This is a genomic window from Streptomyces sp. JLSY215 (assembly GCF_059682825.1).
Genome location: NZ_CM185022.1, coordinates 7,875,872 through 7,892,569 on the forward strand (window position 1 = coordinate 7,875,872; position 16,698 = coordinate 7,892,569).

17 protein-coding genes are annotated in these 16,698 nt (G+C 69.5%); 15 read left to right on the forward strand and 2 right to left on the reverse strand.

Going from position 1 to position 16,698, the window contains the following annotated elements; genetic code table 11:
- Positions 1-139 precede the first annotated feature (139 nt).
- Complete coding sequence (locus AC5677_RS34900) at positions 140-769, forward strand: SUKH-4 family immunity protein (protein ID WP_497191889.1); 630 nt, start codon at positions 140-142, stop codon at positions 767-769.
- A 74-nt stretch (positions 770-843) separates the two neighbouring features.
- Here the strand turns inward: AC5677_RS34900 and AC5677_RS34905 are convergent, their stop codons facing one another.
- Positions 844-1,728, reverse strand: a complete 885-nt coding sequence (locus AC5677_RS34905) for an SCO4651 family lipoprotein (protein ID WP_497191890.1) — start codon at positions 1,726-1,728, stop codon at positions 844-846.
- Positions 1,729-2,118: 390 nt separating this feature from the next.
- Here AC5677_RS34905 and AC5677_RS34910 point away from each other — a divergent pair, with 390 nt between their 5' ends.
- The 10 genes from AC5677_RS34910 (at position 2,119) to AC5677_RS34955 (ending at position 11,857) form a co-directional block, all read left to right on the forward strand.
- Positions 2,119-2,907, forward strand: coding sequence for a hypothetical protein (locus AC5677_RS34910; RefSeq protein WP_497191891.1), 789 nt, complete (start codon positions 2,119-2,121; stop codon positions 2,905-2,907).
- Between the two features lie 125 nt (positions 2,908-3,032).
- Complete coding sequence (locus tag AC5677_RS34915; RefSeq protein WP_497191892.1) at positions 3,033-3,971, forward strand: SDR family oxidoreductase; 939 nt, start codon at positions 3,033-3,035, stop codon at positions 3,969-3,971.
- Between the two features lie 180 nt (positions 3,972-4,151).
- Positions 4,152-4,844, forward strand: coding sequence for a pyridoxamine 5'-phosphate oxidase family protein (locus tag AC5677_RS34920; protein ID WP_497191893.1), 693 nt, complete (start codon positions 4,152-4,154; stop codon positions 4,842-4,844).
- A 751-nt stretch (positions 4,845-5,595) separates the two neighbouring features.
- The gene (locus AC5677_RS34925; protein WP_497191894.1) at positions 5,596-6,210 is read left to right on the forward strand and encodes a putative immunity protein; all 615 of its coding nucleotides are present in this window, start codon (positions 5,596-5,598) and stop codon (positions 6,208-6,210) included.
- Positions 6,207-6,722: a putative immunity protein gene (locus AC5677_RS34930; protein WP_497191895.1), complete on the forward strand. Its 516-nt coding sequence runs from the start codon at positions 6,207-6,209 to the stop codon at positions 6,720-6,722. The genes AC5677_RS34925 and AC5677_RS34930 overlap by 4 nt, the downstream gene beginning before the upstream one ends.
- A gap of 370 nt (positions 6,723-7,092) precedes the next feature.
- Positions 7,093-7,803: a DUF6333 family protein gene (locus AC5677_RS34935; protein ID WP_497191896.1), complete on the forward strand. Its 711-nt coding sequence runs from the start codon at positions 7,093-7,095 to the stop codon at positions 7,801-7,803.
- Between the two features lie 169 nt (positions 7,804-7,972).
- The gene (locus AC5677_RS34940) at positions 7,973-8,539 is read left to right on the forward strand and encodes a hypothetical protein (protein ID WP_497191897.1); all 567 of its coding nucleotides are present in this window, start codon (positions 7,973-7,975) and stop codon (positions 8,537-8,539) included.
- On the forward strand, positions 8,487-10,325 hold the full coding sequence (locus AC5677_RS34945; RefSeq protein WP_497191898.1) for a hypothetical protein: 1,839 nt from the start codon (positions 8,487-8,489) through the stop codon (positions 10,323-10,325). Before AC5677_RS34940 ends, AC5677_RS34945 begins: the two co-directional genes overlap by 53 nt.
- A gap of 429 nt (positions 10,326-10,754) precedes the next feature.
- Positions 10,755-11,297: a GNAT family N-acetyltransferase gene (locus AC5677_RS34950; RefSeq protein ID WP_497191899.1), complete on the forward strand. Its 543-nt coding sequence runs from the start codon at positions 10,755-10,757 to the stop codon at positions 11,295-11,297.
- A 71-nt stretch (positions 11,298-11,368) separates the two neighbouring features.
- On the forward strand, positions 11,369-11,857 hold the full coding sequence (locus AC5677_RS34955) for a hypothetical protein (protein ID WP_497196867.1): 489 nt from the start codon (positions 11,369-11,371) through the stop codon (positions 11,855-11,857).
- 286 nt (positions 11,858-12,143) lie between these two features.
- Here the strand turns inward: AC5677_RS34955 and AC5677_RS34960 are convergent, their stop codons facing one another.
- The gene (locus AC5677_RS34960) at positions 12,144-13,016 is read right to left on the reverse strand and encodes an undecaprenyl-diphosphate phosphatase (RefSeq protein WP_497191900.1); all 873 of its coding nucleotides are present in this window, start codon (positions 13,014-13,016) and stop codon (positions 12,144-12,146) included.
- Between the two features lie 269 nt (positions 13,017-13,285).
- Between AC5677_RS34960 and AC5677_RS34965 the strand changes: the two genes are divergently transcribed.
- From AC5677_RS34965 to AC5677_RS34980, 4 genes are all read left to right on the forward strand, one after another.
- A complete protein-coding gene (locus tag AC5677_RS34965; protein WP_497191901.1) occupies positions 13,286-13,420 on the forward strand; it encodes a hypothetical protein in 135 nt (44 codons plus the stop codon).
- A gap of 109 nt (positions 13,421-13,529) precedes the next feature.
- Positions 13,530-14,702 carry an elongation factor Tu gene (gene tuf / locus AC5677_RS34970; RefSeq protein WP_497191902.1) on the forward strand — a complete coding sequence of 391 codons (1,173 nt, stop codon included), beginning with the start codon at positions 13,530-13,532 and terminating at the stop codon, positions 14,700-14,702.
- A gap of 184 nt (positions 14,703-14,886) precedes the next feature.
- Positions 14,887-15,729, forward strand: coding sequence for a patatin-like phospholipase family protein (locus tag AC5677_RS34975; RefSeq protein ID WP_497191903.1), 843 nt, complete (start codon positions 14,887-14,889; stop codon positions 15,727-15,729).
- Between the two features lie 147 nt (positions 15,730-15,876).
- Entirely contained in the window at positions 15,877-16,668 is a 792-nt protein-coding gene (locus AC5677_RS34980; protein WP_497196868.1) for a spermidine synthase, read from the forward strand.
- Positions 16,669-16,698 lie beyond the last annotated feature (30 nt).

A 16,698-nucleotide genomic window follows, 5' to 3' on the forward strand; every position in this document is an offset into this window, starting at 1 on the left:
GCGAATCGCTACGTCGAATCGCTATGGCGAACCGGCACATCGAGTCGATAGGCCGACACCGGCGGCCCCGGAATGATGACGCACCGGACGGCCTGGACGACCAAGCCGCACCAAGACGGCCTACCCGACAGGACAGCGCATGCCCCAGCTCGTCGACCGCACGATGATGGAGTCGGTCTTCCCTCCGGAGAGCCTGCTGAGGCTGGACGACGAGAAGCTGCCTGCCGGACTTCATGAGTCGGCCCATGCGTTCCTGACCAGCATTGGCCTACCGGACGACCGGAGTTCCTTCTTCGTGATCGACGGAGGGCTCTTCGAGGAAGGCACTCCCCGCGGGTTTCGCCGGTGCGCCGACCTCGACTTCTTCTCCAATTACCGGGACATGCCGAAGGGCTGGGAGAACTGGCTGGTCATCGGGGAAATCTTCTATGACGCCGTCATCCTGGACCCCGCCTCCGGGGCTGTCCACTGCCTGCCGGACGGGGAGTACACCGCACGCCCGCTGAACCTCAGCCTCGACTCCTTCGGCTATTTCCTCTATCTGCTGGAACGCGAGCGCCCCGGCTACGACTTCACGGTGTCGGACGACGTCACCGACTCGGAGGGAGTGGCGGAGGCCCTCCGGGAGCGGATGATCCGGGCCGATCCGCTGCCCTTCGAGGGGACGCAGCCCGCCTGGTCGGAGGAGTGCGACCAGGCGGCCGAGGACGCGCCGCGCCTGCCGACGTGGGACTGCGTTCTTGCGGATGTGTACGAGTCGGTGGGTTGAGCCGCCGGGGAGCCGGCGGCGCGATCACCGTCCGGGATTCAGTCCGGGATTCAGTCCGGGACTCAGCCCAGGATTCATATGCGGGCGCCCTTGAGGCCCTTGAACCTCTGCGTCAGATCCATGGTGTCGGACGCGGGCGGCGCCTTGACCGTGACCGGCTTGTTGACGTCGAAGAAGTGGATGGTGAGGTCCAGCGGTCCGCGCAGGGTCTGCGCGCGCTCACGGAACTTCACCGTACGGTCGTCTGGCCCGACCCAGAGGTCGAGCTTCAGAGTGTTCACGCCGAGTGCCTTGTACTGCTCGACCGCCCGCCGGCGTCGCTCGGCGGCCGGCGCGCCCTGGACGTCCCCCCGCTTCAGCAGCTTTTCCACCGCGACGGTCCCGGCGTAGTGCGTGGCCTTCACGCCGTCGACGGTCTCCTCGCCGACCTTCTTGACGTCACCGGACTGCGTCAGCAAGGACGCCTGCGCCGCCGGGTCCTGGTCGGCCTGCTGCCGCATTCCGCCGAAGCCGCCCGCGCCCTTCCCCTTCATCTGGAACTTCAGCCAGTGCTTGCCGTGCAACGCGGCGGCCGCTTGCGCGCCCCCGCCGACATACATCGTGTCGCCGATGATCCGCAGCGAGAACTCGCCCTCCTTCGCACCGCCGGACGCCTTCATCCGCATGTCCGCGGCCCGCGGGTGGAGGCTGAAGGACACCTTGCCCTCGACGGTCCCCTGACCGGCGACCTTGCCGTTGATGCGGTACGACACCGAGTTGAGCTTGGCGCCCTTGTCGACGGCCTTGCGCACCGCGGCGACCGGCGCGGCATTGAACTTCTCCGGCTTGGCCGACCGGTCGTGCGACCCGCCGCCGGGCGACGTACATGCCGCCGTGCCGCACAGCATCACGCCGGCGAGCAGGGCCCCCGCGGTACGGACCGTGGAACGGGAAAGTGCGAGCGAAGAACGATGAGCCATGGCCCCCCCCAATGAGTGCGGACATGAAGCGCGGCGCACGAGCCATGACTCAGGGCCATGGCCCAGGAATCGCGGATCGGCGACCACTCGAATGTCTGTCTGACGGAGACAGTAACCCACGGCACTGACACTCCGCCGTGCGCACCATCGCGACCATGCGGGCGGAGCCGCAGCTCAGCGCCGATATCGCGCCCGGCCGGTGCTCTTGGCGCACGCCCGAGATGCTTGCAGGGATATTTTCAGTTGGTCGGTGGATGCCTGCTTTGGGGTGCTTTGCTAGACAAGATCGGATCACCTGCGGAGGTGCGGCGTTGTCTGGGTATGGAGCCTAGAGAGTTGTGGGACCGCAACGCCGTACTCGCAGAAGCGTTTTGCCTTCGGGATGAGGGAGTGCGGGAGGCCCAGGCCAGGCTGGACGAGGCGCAGGCCGACCGGTCGCGGGTCCTGGCGGCATTTGCGGTGACCGTGGGCAGCACGGGTGCGGTCGCGGGCCTGTTCGGCCTGAACGAGCGGGAAGTGCGGATCGCCCGGCGCACGGTGGGCAAGGACGATGCCCGTGCGGTCGCCGAGCAGCTGCTCGCCGCGGCTCCCACCGCGGTCGCCCGGGACCCCGATGCGATGGCATCCGAGGCCGAATCCACTGCCGCCCACGCTGCCGACGCCGGCCCGTCCGCTTCCGGAAGCCGTCCGGCCGCCACGCCGCGCGAGAGCCGGGAGAGTCCGGGTGCGGCGCCGGAGCCATCATGGTCGGCCGCCCTGGACGCCGTACTGGTCGGCAGCTGGCAGACCGGCGTGGATCTGCGGGAACTTGCCAACGAATTCGGCCTCGATTTCAGCCGACTGCTCTCCCGTGCACAGCAGTTGGCGGCTCAAGGGCGATTCCACCAGCATGCCGGTGAGACCCAGATGGGACGCCACCGCCGCGGCCACGGCGATCTGCACGAGGCCGAGTGCACCATTCCGGCACAGCAGACCGCGGCCTGGAACGCCTCCGCTTCCGGCAGCGCCATGGGGTCCTGGCACCCGGGAACGACGCAAATGGCCGACGCCGTGGCGGATATGGCTGCCCTCACCCCCGACTGGGACAGCGCCCTCGCCCCGTGGGGGACCATCACGCAGCCCCACGAGGAAACCGAGCCGGCCCACCAGCCCTGGACCCAGTACCACCTCAGCTCCTGACACGCTCTTTTCTTGCTGCGTACCCCGCCCCGCCTCGGTGACCGACCGGCGGGGCTTTGTCGGCGCTGTGGGCGGGGGCGTAGCCCGAGGCGGCAAGGGAGGAAGAGAAGGGGGGAAGGGGAACGATGGGGAACACGGAAGCTCCCGCAGGACCGCTGGCGGGGCGCGTGGCACTGGTGGCCGGCGCCACGCGCGGCGCCGGGCGCGCGATCGCGGTGGAACTGGCCCGCGCGGGCGCCACCGTTTATGCCACCGGACGCAGCAGCCGGACGGCCGGCCGCTCGGAGATCGACCGGCCGGAGACCATCGAGGAAACCGGCGAGCTCATCGCCGCCACCGGGGGCACCGGTACGGCTCTCCGGGTGGACCATCTCGACGGCGATCAGGTGCGCGCCCTCGTCCAGCGCATCGACCGCGACCACGGCCGCCTCGATGTGCTGGTCAACGATATTTTCGGCGGCGATACCTACGCGCAGTTCGGCACCACGCTCTGGGAGCACAGCCTCCCCGGGGGCCTGCGAATGCTGCGTATGGGAATCGACACCCACGCGATCACCAGCCATTACGCGCTCCCGCTGCTTATCCGCCGCCCCGGCGGGCTGGTGATCGAGATGACCGACGGAACGGCGGAATACAACGCGGCCTACCGCCACCATGAAGGCTTCTTCTACGACCTGGTCAAAGCCGCCGTCCAGCGCATGACCCTCGCGCAGAGCCATGAACTCGCCCCGTACCGCTGCGCGGCCGTCGCCGTGACTCCCGGTTGGCTGCGCTCGGAGAAGATGCTGGAGGCCTTCGGCGTGACCGAGGAGAACTGGCGGGATGCGACGGCCCGGGTACCGCATTTCTGCATCTCGGAATCCCCGGCGTACGTCGCCCGTGCGGTGACCGCGCTCGCCGCCGACCCGGACGTCGCCCGCTGGACGGGCAAGGTCGTCTCCAGTGGCGAACTCGCCCCGCTCTACGGCTTCACGGACACGGACGGCACCCGGCCGGACTGCTGGCGCTATCTCGTGGAGGTCCAGGACGCAGGCCTTGCCGCCGATGACAGCGGCTATCGCTGACGAGAAGAAGGGGGCGGCGGGGAGGGGGACTCTGCGAAATCGGTGGCACCGAAGTGGATCGACAACGAATTCGGTGGAAAGTGTGGCCGCTCTGATGTGGAATCGGTAGGCTCCCTTTTCGTCGTCGTCAACGGCGGCCACCACGTGCAAGGAACCCCGAGGAATCCCCAAGGAACCCCCATGACCACCCCGGCCCCCGACCGTCCCCTGTCGTCAACGGAACGCACCCGCCACCGCCGCCTGCGTGAGCAGGGCAGCCTGGACCGGGGCGAGCTGGATGCCGTGCTCGCGGACGGGTTCGTGTGTCATCTCGGGGTGACGGTCGACGGCACCGTGATGGTCGTCCCCACCGTCTACGGCTCGGACGGCGACACGCTCTACTTCCACGGCTCGGTGGCCAGCCGCAGCCTTGTCGCGTCACCGGGGGCGACGGTCTGCGTGACGGTGACCCATGTCGACGGGCTCGTCCTCGCCCGCTCCGTTTTCGAGCACGGCGTCAACTACCGCAGCGCGATGATCTACGGGGTTCCCCGCCCGGTCACCGACGAGGAGGAGAAGCTCGCCGGTCTGCGGTGCCTGACCGAGCAATCCGCACCGGGCCAGTGGGCCTACGCCCGGCGTCCCAGCCGCAAGGAACTGGCCGCCACCGCGCTGCTCGCCCTCTCCCTCGACGAGGCCTCGGTGAAGATACGCACCGGCCCGCCGGACGACGGCGACGGCCCGGATGCGGAACTGGGCGTGTGGGCCGGGGTGCTGCCGCTGCACTCCACATGGGGCGCCCTCCAGCCGGACCCCGACCTGGCCTCCGGGATCGCCGCGCCGCCGCATCTCTCCGGGCGCGCGGGCACCGCCGCACAGCGGTCCGCGCGCTGACGCGACGGGCGACCGCCCGTCGCCGCGGCTGGGCAGGTCGTCGGGCGACCGCAGGATCGGGATGCGCCGCGCGCCGACCCCCGGATCCCGGCTGCCGACCGCCGCCGTGACACGCTCGGACACGAGGCGTCCCACCACCCCATGGACTCCGAGGGCTCCGCCCTGAGCTCAGTCACCCGGCGCATCACCGCAGGTCAGAGAGTGGTAAGCATGCGCGACCGTTCAGAGGCCCAGGAAACGGCGCCCCGCCGATTTGTTCGCCTGCCGGCCGCGATCGTGGCGAGGCGTCGCGCGGCATGCTGATCAGGGACTCCCTACCTCCGACTATCTCGTGGAAATGATGTCGGCACGTCGGAAGGGTGTGCCCTTGCAGCCTGACCTGCGTCAATGGGGCATGACGTCGAAGGCGGCTTCCCACCCTCGGCCCATCCTTGGGTCCCATGATGAAACCCACGATGAAACCACGATGAGAGCAACCATGGAGCCGCCTGTGAAAGCACCCCTCGGTCCCCTGGCCATCGGGCGGCTCGGTCGTCCAGTTCGGCACGCAGGGCCCCGAAGGCCCGCTCCGCTGCCTGCTGATCGCGCAGGGCCGACGTCCTCGTAGTTGCGGACCGTGTGCGTGGAGAGGCCATGGCGACCGGCCAGGTCAACGGGCCGCATGTGACCTGCGATTGAGGGTTCCGACGCAGATGAGCGGAGGATTCGTCGCAGAGTCTCCACCGGGCGTTCAAGGATACGATTCAGGGCCATGGCACAGAGCACGCACACCGTTTCCGGAGACTTCGATCTGACGATGGACGAGCTGCGCGTCGTGGCGCGTTACGTGGTCCGGCACGCGGAGGACGTCCTGTCTGTCTTTGAGCAGGCTGTTCCCGATGATCCGCGCCCCCGTGCGGCGATCGACGCGGCCTGGACGTTCGTCAACGGTGCCAGAAGGACGAAATTGCAGCGCGTCACTTCCTTCGACGCTCATCGAGCCGCCCGGTCCGCACCCTCCGAAGCCGCGCGACTGGCCGCGCGATCCGCCGGTGACGCCGCATCGGCCGCATACCTGCACCCCATCGCCCAGGCCGGCCAGGTCGGCCACATCCTGCGGGCCTGCGCGAGCGCTGCGCGCATCGGGGAGTTGGAGGCGGGCGGTGATCCCGCGATCGGGGATGCCCTGCTGGAACGGTCGCGGCGGCGTGCGACACCGGTGCTCATCGACGTGCTCTGCCGCTACCCGCCCGTGACAGGCGGCAGCAGTCGTGTCGCCCGGCTGATGAGCACTCTGGATCATTCCCTGCGCCAGGCGGCCGACCGGCCGCCAGGGCACACCGCAGCAAGTGGCGCCGATGTGCGCAGAAGGGAGCACACGTCATGATCCTCCCGAAGGTCCGCGACCCCCGCTTCGTGACCATCCGCCGTGGCGGGACTCTCACCGATGCGGATCACCGTCTCCTCGCTCTATGGGCTGCCGCCTGTGCAGAGCACGTCCTTGGCCTCTTCGAGTCGGCCCGGCCTGAGGACCCGCGACCGCGCCAGGCGATCGAGCATGCCCGGGCCTGGGTGCGTGGCGAGGTCAAGATGATGCAGGCCCGCGCGGCGGGCGGCCATGCGATGGGGGCAGCCAGAGACCTGCGTGGGGCGGCACGGCATGCCGCGTACGCCGCCGGCCAGGCCGGGGTCGTCGCCCACGTCGCCGCGCACGAGCTCGGCGCGGCCGCCTACGCGATCAAGGCCGCACGTGCAGCGGCACCGGAAGGCGAGAGCGAGACCGCGGGGCGACTCGAGTGCCAGTGGCAGCGCGATCAGCTCCCGGAGGCGATCCGCGAGCTCGTCCTTGATGACCAGCGGCTGCGCAACGACATCTGCTGGTCGGTGTTCGACTGTTGAAGCCGAACCGTGCACGGCCCACGGCTCCTGTCCGGACGTCACCTCACGCACCATCACCGGCCCGCGATCCCGACCCCCGCACCCTGGTCACCTACGGGCACGTCCCGGCCGATGAAGACGAGCGCGCCGAGACCATGTGGACCCGCTTCCGCTGTCCCCCGCGTGGGCACACATGGCGTGGCTCCTCAAGGAGTTCCCGGTGACCGTCTCGTTCCGAGGACAGGAGCCGCACGGCAGCCAGAGCGGGGCTGCCGTCGGGCTGCCGGAGCCGGGCGGGACGGATGCCCTTTCGCGGGAGCTCGCCGCAGGCGCCAACCTGCCACGTCCATAAGCAGGTTGCTGTCGGCGGCTGCCACTACGGTGTGCGGCTATGACCGACAACAACATCTGGGACTACCCGCCCGACGCCCCTGTGGTCCGCGACGGCTCGTTCACGCTGACCGTCATCAACAACCCCGCTCCGCACAAGATCCAGTCCCTTCCCCCGCACGATCACGCCAGGGCCCGCGAGGTGGCGGCGTCCCTCGTATCGGTCGCCGGTGTCGCCGCGGAGCTGGGTCGGCAGCGTGCCACGGACCGGATCGTCCATGACACCCGCGCGGATCTGGAACAGGTGCGAATCGGCTGCTGGGGCCCGGTCACCGAGATCACCGATCCGGCACTCGCCTACCGGGGCGGGTTCTTCCCGCTGGCCGAGCAGGCCGAGGCCCTCGCGGAGCAGAACCCGGGGGCCGCGGTGATCGGGTCGGCCCGGATCGACTTCTCCATCCGCTACGGCGCGTGGATCTTCATCCACCCGGGCGGGAAGCAGCTGTGGGCCGAGGGGTGGCCAGGTGACGAGCCGTGGAGCGTGGAGGGCAGCGTCGACGACATCCTGGGTGTCTTCGAGGCGCACACCGCGCTGGACTCCGACTTCGACATCGACGCCGAGCCCAGCGTCATGGACCTCTCCGAGGTGGAAGACGCGGTTCTGAGCACCCTGATGCCGATCGACCGGCGCAAACAGCTCCTGTCTACCTTCCGCGTGGAGCGCACCCAAGAGGCCGCCGCGCACCTGGAAGAGACCTGGCTCGAAGAGTAACAATCCTGAAACTAAGGGGAGTTGGAGGAAATCGATCGCCGCACCATCTGCTTCGATCGGCCAGGTCACCTCTAAAGGTTGACAAGTCTCCGGCGCCGCACTCTTCCAGACAACCACGGGAGCCCCACGCGGCGCGGAAGTTCACGGGCTCTCCGGGGGGAGAAAGAACGTGACCACCCAGATACGGCCGCCAGGCCGCGCGCGCCGCCTGTGGGCGCGCACCGCGCTCGCCCTGAGCGCGGCAACGGCTATCGCCCTGACCGGACTTCCGGGGATTCCCGGGTTACAGGTCGAGAAGGCCGAGGCCAAGCCCAAGCCGAAGCGCTGCGACGAGATGTATCTCGGGCACCGCTACGGCAAGACCCCGGAGAACTCCGGGCCGCCGATGGACGCGGATTACGACCCTTTCCCGACGGATGAGAACTACACGTACGTCAACCCCGCGAAGGACTTCGACGGGGTTCTCGCGCCCACCGAAAAGCAGCTCGAAGCCGCGGGCAAGGACTACCGCAAGTGGCAGCGCCTGTGGGAGAAGAACGGCAACCCGGCCGACCGCGTGATGGAGATGTACGCCCGCTACAACGAGCAGAAGAACAAGCCGAAGGGCTACCAGAACTGGGACGAGTGGAAGCAGATCCGCTGGCTCGCCCCCCCACGGCAACCCGCCCCGCGGGTTCGCGTTCATGCAGCGGATGGTCAAGAAGTACAACATGGTCGGCCCGGACTGGTGGTGTGAGGACACCCTCGAATACACCGACGAGAAGGGCAACAAACAAGAACGCCGCATCGACGCCCGCAACCGCGCCAAGGGCATAAACGTCGAAGGCAAGTCCAACGGTCACGTCGAGAACGACCAGATGAAGGGCGACAAGCAGCTCGCCAAGCAGTACCCCAAGGACAAGTTCCAGTACCTGACCGGGCAGACGACCGAGAAGGGGACCAAGGACAAGGTCGACGCCTTCAACAAGGAGATGCAATCGGCCCGCGGCACCAGCGAGCGTCAGGCCAACATCGTCGAACGCCGGTCCAACGCCATCGAGCGCCCGCAGAAGCCGAACGTCTACACCAGCTACGACAGGCGCTTCAACGCCGATCCGCTCAAGGCCGGCTACTCCGACATCATGGACCAGGCGCTGCGCTCGGGTAAGACGCCCGAGGAGGCGTACCGGCTGCAGAAGCAGTACGAGGCCAACAACCGTGGCGGCTACTTCAACCGAGGCCCCGGCGGCATCGACTTCTCCAACATGCAGCTCAACTACGTCTCCACGCCCGTCAAGGGCAAGGGGATGAAGTACTCCATGAAGTCCCACTACGTCGCCGACCAGGAGAACAAGCCCGGCTGGGGCGGCGAAGCCCGCCTGAACCTGGCCAACGACGCGTTCTTCACGTGGCTCGCCCTGACCCCCGACAAGTTCTGGGTGAACCTCAACCCGATCCGGCCGGACGTCGTCATGGACAAGGAGTTCGCCAAGACCGACGCCGGCCGCATCCTGCTGGAGGCGGACCTCACCCTCAAGCACGACTACGCCGACGTCATGAACCCCGACAAGTACGACCGCGGGGAACGCTTCTGGCGCTCGGTGCCGCGTACCGCCGACGGCCAGCCGTGCCTGCCGATCATCCGGCAGTGGATCACGCCCAAGCCCGCCAAGGTCCGCGAGCAGGACGGCGGCATCTACATCCTCGATGCGCCGCTGAAGGTGAACATGGAGGTGCCCACCGGCCCCGACGTGCCGCCGAACGCCTGCAAGATCACCGACGCGCAGACCAAGCAGGCCGAAGCCCTCATCCGCTCCATGATCTTGCCGGAGGTGGAGCGCCGCGTGAACGAGGACGCCGCCTACAAGGACCTGCGCTACGTCTACCGCTCCCGCGTCGCCGCCGAGCACGTCCGCCGCGCGGATGCGGCGAAGCCCACCGACTTCCGCAAGATCATCAACAGCAACGAGATCAGCAAGTGGAAGCTGCGCGCCCCGAACCAGAACTGGGACAAGAAGACCGTCTACGACAAGTACGTCACCTCGTTCAGGAACGGCGACTACAAGTTCAAGCGGAACTACGGCGGCAAGGTGTGGATCCTGTCCATGGGTGGGGTCGACTTCTCCAAGGCCCCCAAGCGCAACATCACGCGCGGCCAGTTCAATGCCCAGCACCGCGACCTGGACAAGACCACCAAGACCTCCACCCTGGCCGAGACCACCCACCACGGCACCGAGCAGGTCTTCCTCGGATCCTCCGGTGAGCGCGGCACCGGTGGCGGCGGTGGCGAGCCCACCCCGAGCCCGACGGATACCGGCAAGCCCACCCCGACGGACAATCCGTCAACTCCGGCACCGGACCCGTCCACGCCCGGTGGCGACCACAGCCGGCCGCCGGCCGCCAAGGATCCTGATGGGGACCTCGCCGACACCGGATCCCATGCCCCCGTCGGCCTGATCGTGGGCATCGCGGCGGCGCTCGCCGTGACCGGTGCGGCACTCACCTGGTGGATGCGACGCCGCAAGCAGGACGCAACCGGCTGAGCCAGGACAGGAAACGATGCTCAGCGAGGGGCCCCATCCCGCTACGTTCCGGGATGGGGCCCCTCGTACTAGAACTCAAGCCGCAGGCGGCGGGGCGTCTTGTCGCGCATGGCCAGATGGCTCAACGTGCTCAATTGTCGTCAGCGATATGAGCCGTAGGGCAGATCTACCCAGGCCCTGCCGGCTGGCGGACGTGCCGGCTGGCGGACGAAGACTCCAGGCCGGTGGTCGCCGCGGCCCGCCCGGTGCCCGGCACCACCGCCAATGCGAGGGCCTGGCGCGATTCCGGTCCGGCCGAGCGGTGTGAGGGCGTGACGGTCGCCGGGCGACGGCGCCTACACCAACACCGGACTGCAACACGCTTGAAGCGTGTGTCGAAAGTGCCTGGTGGGGATAGCGGAGAGCCCATGTGCGATCCAGAATGATGGGATGGTCACGCTTGAGACTCCCCGTTTGATCCTGCGTCGCTGGCGCGAGGAAGACGTTGCGCCCATGGCTGCCATCAATGCCGACCCCCAGGTCATGCGGTGGATCCGTGACGGCAGCGTCCGTGACGAACAGCAGACTCGCGGCGGGGTCCAGGCGTGGGAGAGCGAGTGGGAGTCCGAGGGCTTCGGCCTGTTCGCCGTGGAGATCCGGTCCACTGGCGAGCTGGCCGGGTTCACCGGCCTTTCGGTGCCCCACTTCTTGCCGGAGGTACTGCCGGCGGTCGAGGTCGGCTGGCGGCTGGGACGTTCCCACTGGGGGCAGGGCTTGGCCACCGAGGCCGCTGCGGCCGCTGTACGGTTCGGGTTCGAAGAGCGAGGGCTGGAGCGGATCGTCAGCATCGCTCAAGTGGGCAACGACGCCTCCGAACGGATCATGACCAAACTGGGGATGCGTCCGGTCCGTGAGACCGTCAATCCCACCTCCGGTCGGCGAGTACGGGTGTTCGCGTTGTCGTCGGACCAGTACGTCACCACCACCCGTTGATGGCGGCAACGAGGACGGTGGCCTGGAAGCGGACCGCGCGGGGCCTACGGCAGAATCACGATGTGACGTCCATGGGGGTCCTGGCCGAGCTGGAAGCCGGCATGGCGGAGCTGTCCACGCCGGTGCGGGTGTACGTGGCGGCCGGCCGCTTCACCGAGCCGGAAGCCGACCTGCCGGAGCTGGCGGCCCGGATCCACTCGCTGCTGGTCGCGATCGCGGCGGACGAGGCCTGGCGGCGCTTCCTGTCCGGGTACGCCCCGCCATCCGCCCCCGAGATCTGCGCCGCTCTGGAACCGGTGGAGACGCACGAGGCCGCCTCTTTCCTGGCCCAGGTCGCGGCCGTCGACCTGCTCTGGCCGAGCCACCGGCACCTGCCCGTCGAGAGCGCCGAGCGCGCGGCGGACCGGGTGGTGTCCCTGCTCGGACCGGAGGCCAGCTGGTGGACCAACCACGACGCCGAATGCGGCGCAGTGAATGGGCTCACCCCTCTGTTCGACAGTCTGCTCGCAGGGACGGACGGTGAGCACTTCGTGCTGGCCTTGCAGATCGCCGACGACTGAGCGCCCCGTCCCGAAGGGGTGATCATCAGCTGAAACCCGTTCGCCCGCTTGGCGAATCCTCGGCCAGCGGGCGTCGCACTCCCTTGTGTGACGCCCGGCCCGGACCGCCTTCCCACCTCCCAAGTGGGTGGCCCGGGGCCGGCTTTTCGTCGTCCGCGAGTGGGAGATGGGAGACGAATGGGAGATGATCTAGGTAGGCGCCTGCACGTAGGTACGAGTTTCTACTGGTACCTACTGAGAAATGGCGGCTGGAGTGCGAGCCGGATTGGCGCTCCAGAGTCCTCCCTCAGCCCGCCGTTTCCCCCGCATGCGGCGCCAGCACTCCGGCCGTGACCAGGGCGAACAGGGCGATGCCCAGCAGGATGCGGTAGATCACGAACGGCATGAAGCTCTTGTTGGAGATGAACTTCATGAACCAGGCGATGACGGCGTATCCGACGACGAAGGCGATGACCGTCGCGAAGAGAGTGGGGCCCCAGGCGGTGTGGCCTTCACCGGCGTCCTTCAACTCGAAGACGCCCGAGGCCAGTACGGCCGGGATGGCCAGCAGGAACGAATAACGCGCGGCGGATTCGCGGGTGTAGCCCATCAGGAGGCCGCCGCTGATGGTCGCACCGGAGCGGGAGACGCCGGGGATCAGCGCCATCGCCTGGCACACGCCGTACAGCAGGCCGTCCTTGACGGAAAGATCGGCGAGATCCTTGCGCTGCTTGGCGGCGCGGTGCCGGCCGCCGGCCTCGTCGCGGGCCGCCAGCCGGTCGGCGATGCCGAGCACGACGCCCATCACGATCAGCGTGGTGGCGATCACCCGCAGATCGCGGAACGGGCCCTCGATGGCGTCCTTGAGCGCGAGGCCCAGCACGCCGATGGGGACGGAACCGACGATCACCAGCCAGCCCATCTGGGCGTCGTGGTCGTGCCGCAGCTCCCGGTTGAAGAGGGAGCGTGCCCACGTCGAGATGATCCGCGCGATGTCCTTGCGGAAGTAGATGATGACGGCGGCTTCGGTGCCGATCTGGGTGATCGCGGTGAACGCCGCACCAGGGTCCTGCCAGTCGGCGAACGCCGCGGTCAGACGGAGGTGCGCGCTGGAGGAGATGGGCAGGAACTCCGTCAACCCTTGGACGAGTCCGAGGACGAAGGATTCAAACCAGGTCATGGGGACGACATATCCAGGGGTGATCGAGCGCTTGCCGGCGCGCGGGGACAAGGGGGACGGTGGCAGCGGACGGGGATCATCGGCGGCCGCAGGCAGCGTAACGCCCGGAGATGACGGGTCCATCAAGAGCCCCGGCAGGCTGCCGTCCAGCTGCCGTCCAGCTGCCGTCCGGCGGCCGGGCGACCGGTCGTCGGACATCGCCCGCCGCCAACGGCCCGCCGCGGATAAATCGTTCGACGCAGAGCCCCGCACCCGGCACGATGTGACACATGTTCCGGCACGCCTTCCTCTCCCTGCCGTCCGCAGTCGTGGACGCGCCGAAGGCTGCCGTCGTCTTCTTCCCGGCCGCGGCCGCGGCCGCAGCCGCCGCGGTCGTCGCAGCCACCGGCGGCGCACGAAGCTGACCCTCTCCGGATCGTCCGGCGGACCCCACAGGGGGAGGGTCGGAGTGGCTCAGGGGTCCCCACGGCGCCAAGTCGCCGTTCTCACCGCATCTTTGCGAGGAAGAACACCATGCCCAAGACGGCATACGTGCGCACCAAGCCGCATCTGAACATCGGCACCATGGGCCATGTCGACCACGGCAAGACCACCCTGACCGCCGCCATCACCAAGGTCCTCAGCGACCGGGGCAGCGGCACCTTCGTCCCGTTCGACCGCATCGACCGGGCTCCGGAGGAGGCCGCCCGCGGTATCACCATCAACATCTCGCACGTCGAGTACGAGACCGACACCCGTCACTACGCCCATGTCGACATGCCGGGCCACGCCGACTTCATCAAGAACATGGTCACCGGCGCGGCCCAGCTCGACGGCGCGATCCTCGTCGTCTCCGCGCTCGACGGGATCATGCCGCAGACCGCCGAGCATGTGCTGCTCGCCAAGCAAGTGGGCGTACGGCACATCGTCGTCGCCCTCAACAAGGCCGACGCCGGCGACCCGGAGCTCACCGACCTGGTGGAGCTGGAGGTACGCGAACTGCTCGGCGCGCACGGCTACGACGGGGAGCACGTCCCCGTCGTACGGGTCTCGGGACTGCGCGCCCTGGAGGGGGACCCGCGCTGGACGGAGGCGATCGGCGCGCTGCTGGACTCCGTGGACACCTATGTCCCGATGCCCGAGCGCTATGTCGACGCCCCGTTCCTGCTGCCGGTGGAGAACGTCCTGACCATCACCGGGCGCGGCACGGTCGTCACCGGGGCCGTCGAGCGCGGCACGGTGCGGGTCGGCGACCGGGTCGCCGTGCTCGGCGCGGACACCGAGACGACGGTCACCGGACTGGAGACCTTCGGCAAGCCCATGGAGTCGGCCGAGGCCGGGGACAATGTCGCGCTGCTGCTGCGCGGCCTGCACCGCGACCAGGTACGTCGCGGGCATGTGGTCGCGGCGCCGGGCAGCGTCACCCCGCGACGCCGGTTCACCGCCGAGGTCTATGTGCTCTCGACGGAGGAGGGCGGCCGCCGTACGCCGCTGTCCACCGGCTACCGGCCGCAGTTCTACATCCGGACGGCGGATGTGGTCGGCGACCTCGACCTCGGGGACCGCGGTGTGGCCCGCCCCGGCGAGACCGTGACCGTCTCCGTCGAACTGGGCCGTGCGGTACCGCTGGAGCGCGGCCTCGGCTTCGCCATCCGCGAGGGCGGCCGGACGGTCGGCGCGGGCACGGTGCGCTCCGTGACGGACTGAGCCGCCCCGGGCCGTAAGCCTGTACTCCGCGCACTGCGCCCCGCATCCTCTCGGGAGCGGGGCGCAGTCGCCTGCTGTCCGCGGCGCGGGCGGGATGCGAAACTGCTCGCCCGGACGAAGGCGGATCCACAGGACGCAGATCCACAGCACAGGGGCGGATCCACAGGACAGGGAGGGACGTCGGATGGCGGGTACGGCACTGGTCCTGGGCGGCGGAGGACTCACCGGAATCGGCTGGGAGATCGGGATGCTGGCCGGTCTCATCGAGGCGGGGATCGACCTGACCTCCGCCGAGGTCGTCATCGGCACCTCCGCCGGCTCGATCGTCGGCGCCCATGTCGCCTCCGGACGGCTCACGCTGGAGGAGATGTACGCGCGCCAGCTGGCCGCGCCCGAGGACCGGTCGGCCGCGCGCATGGGCCCGGCGGCGATGGCACGGTTCGCCGCCATCGCGCTGCGCTCGCGGAACGCGACGTCCTTCGGCGTGCGGATGGGACGGCTCGCGCTGGCGGCCCGTACCGTCCCGGAGGCGGAACAGCGCGCGGTGATCGCCCGGACCCTGGACCATGCCGAATGGCCCGCGCGCCGGCTGATGATCACGGCCGTGGACGCGGGGACGGGGGAGCGGACCGCCTTCGATGGCGCCAGCGGGGTGCCGCTGGTCGACGCGGTGACCGCCAGCTGCGCCGTGCCCGGGGTGTTTCCGCCGGTCAGCCTCGGCGGCAAGCGCTGGATCGACGGCGGTGTGCACTCCAGCGCCAATGCCGACCTGGCCGCCGGGTACCGCCGCGTCGTGGTCATCGCGCCGATGGCGGTCAGCGGTGGGCCGATCGCCGCCCCGCGCAGACAGGGCGAGACGCTCGCCCGCGAGGGAGCCCGGGTCCGTGTGATCACACCCGACCGGGCGGCCAGGGCGGCGTTCGGGCGCAACGTCCTGGATCCCGCCAAGCGCGCGGACGCGGCCCGCGCCGGGCGCCGCCAGTCCGCCGACCACGCCGAGGAGATCCGCCGGATCTGGTCGGACTGACCACCGTCCCGTCCCGCCCGGCACAATGGCACGGTGAACGAGCACACCGGGCCCACGGCCGAGCACCCCGGACCGGCGGCGGACGAGCCCGACCCGGACGGTCCGATACCCGTCATCCGCACCGTGGACTGCGGCACCGCCAAGCTGATGCCGGATGTCGACCGCCCCCGCGCATGGCTGCTGACGGTCGACGGCGCACCGCAGTCGTACGTGGACCTCGACGCGCCCACCCACCTGGAATTCGAGTACGTCCGCAGGCTGGCCCACGTCCTGGACGAGGCCGCGGCCCCGGGACAGCCCCTCGACGCGCTCCACCTGGGCGGCGGCGCGCTGACCCTGCCCCGCTATCTGGCGGCCACCCGCCCGCGCTCCCGGCAGGACGTGGTCGACGCCGACCGCGGGCTGCTCGCCCTGGTGACGGAACACCTGCCGCTGCCCGAGCGCTCCGGCATCGCGCTGCACGCCCAGGACGCCCGTACGGCACTGGAGGCGGCGCCGGACCACAGCGCCGATGTCATCGTGGCGGACGTCTTCGGCGGCTCGCGGGTGCCGGCCCAGCTCACCTCGGTCGAATACGCGCAGGCCGCGGCGCGGGTGCTGCGACCGCACGGTGTGTACGCCGCCAACCTCGCCGACAGTGCGCCGTTCGGCTTTCTGCGCGGCCAACTCGCCAATTTCGCCACGGTCTTCGCGCATCTGGCGCTGATCGCCGAGCCCTCGGTGCTGCGCGGTCGCCGCTTCGGCAACGCGGTCCTGCTCGCCTCGCCCACGGAACTGCCGCTCGCCGCGCTGGCCCGGCGGGTGGCCGGTGACGCGTTCCCGGCCCGGGTCGAGCACGGCGCGGCGCTGCGGCGGCTGATCGCGGACGCGCTGCCCGTGCGGGACGCCGACGCGGTCGCGTCACCGGAACCGCCCTCGGGAGCCTTCAGCGTCGGCTGACGCCGCGGGACGTACGGCTCCTGCGCCGCC

Bases quoted from the DNA above. Each gene is read 5' to 3' on its own strand.
- AC5677_RS34945 (WP_497191898.1), top strand. From the start codon at position 8,487: ATGCAGCGGATGGTCAAGAAGTACAACATGGTCGGCCCGGACTGGTGG.
- AC5677_RS34935 (WP_497191896.1), top strand. From the start codon at position 7,093: ATGACCGACAACAACATCTGGGACTACCCGCCCGACGCCCCTGTGGTC.
- AC5677_RS34950 (WP_497191899.1), top strand. From the start codon at position 10,755: ATGGTCACGCTTGAGACTCCCCGTTTGATCCTGCGTCGCTGGCGCGAG.
- AC5677_RS34960 (WP_497191900.1), bottom strand. From the start codon at position 13,016: ATGACCTGGTTTGAATCCTTCGTCCTCGGACTCGTCCAAGGGTTGACG.
- AC5677_RS34975 (WP_497191903.1), top strand. From the start codon at position 14,887: ATGGCGGGTACGGCACTGGTCCTGGGCGGCGGAGGACTCACCGGAATC.
- AC5677_RS34965 (WP_497191901.1), top strand. From the start codon at position 13,286: ATGTTCCGGCACGCCTTCCTCTCCCTGCCGTCCGCAGTCGTGGACGCG.
- tuf (WP_497191902.1), top strand. From the start codon at position 13,530: ATGCCCAAGACGGCATACGTGCGCACCAAGCCGCATCTGAACATCGGC.
- AC5677_RS34905 (WP_497191890.1), bottom strand. From the start codon at position 1,728: ATGGCTCATCGTTCTTCGCTCGCACTTTCCCGTTCCACGGTCCGTACC.
- AC5677_RS34980 (WP_497196868.1), top strand. From the start codon at position 15,877: ATGCCGGATGTCGACCGCCCCCGCGCATGGCTGCTGACGGTCGACGGC.
- AC5677_RS34920 (WP_497191893.1), top strand. From the start codon at position 4,152: ATGACCACCCCGGCCCCCGACCGTCCCCTGTCGTCAACGGAACGCACC.
- AC5677_RS34915 (WP_497191892.1), top strand. From the start codon at position 3,033: ATGGGGAACACGGAAGCTCCCGCAGGACCGCTGGCGGGGCGCGTGGCA.
- AC5677_RS34930 (WP_497191895.1), top strand. From the start codon at position 6,207: ATGATCCTCCCGAAGGTCCGCGACCCCCGCTTCGTGACCATCCGCCGT.
- AC5677_RS34925 (WP_497191894.1), top strand. From the start codon at position 5,596: ATGGCACAGAGCACGCACACCGTTTCCGGAGACTTCGATCTGACGATG.
- AC5677_RS34900 (WP_497191889.1), top strand. From the start codon at position 140: ATGCCCCAGCTCGTCGACCGCACGATGATGGAGTCGGTCTTCCCTCCG.
- AC5677_RS34955 (WP_497196867.1), top strand. From the start codon at position 11,369: ATGGGGGTCCTGGCCGAGCTGGAAGCCGGCATGGCGGAGCTGTCCACG.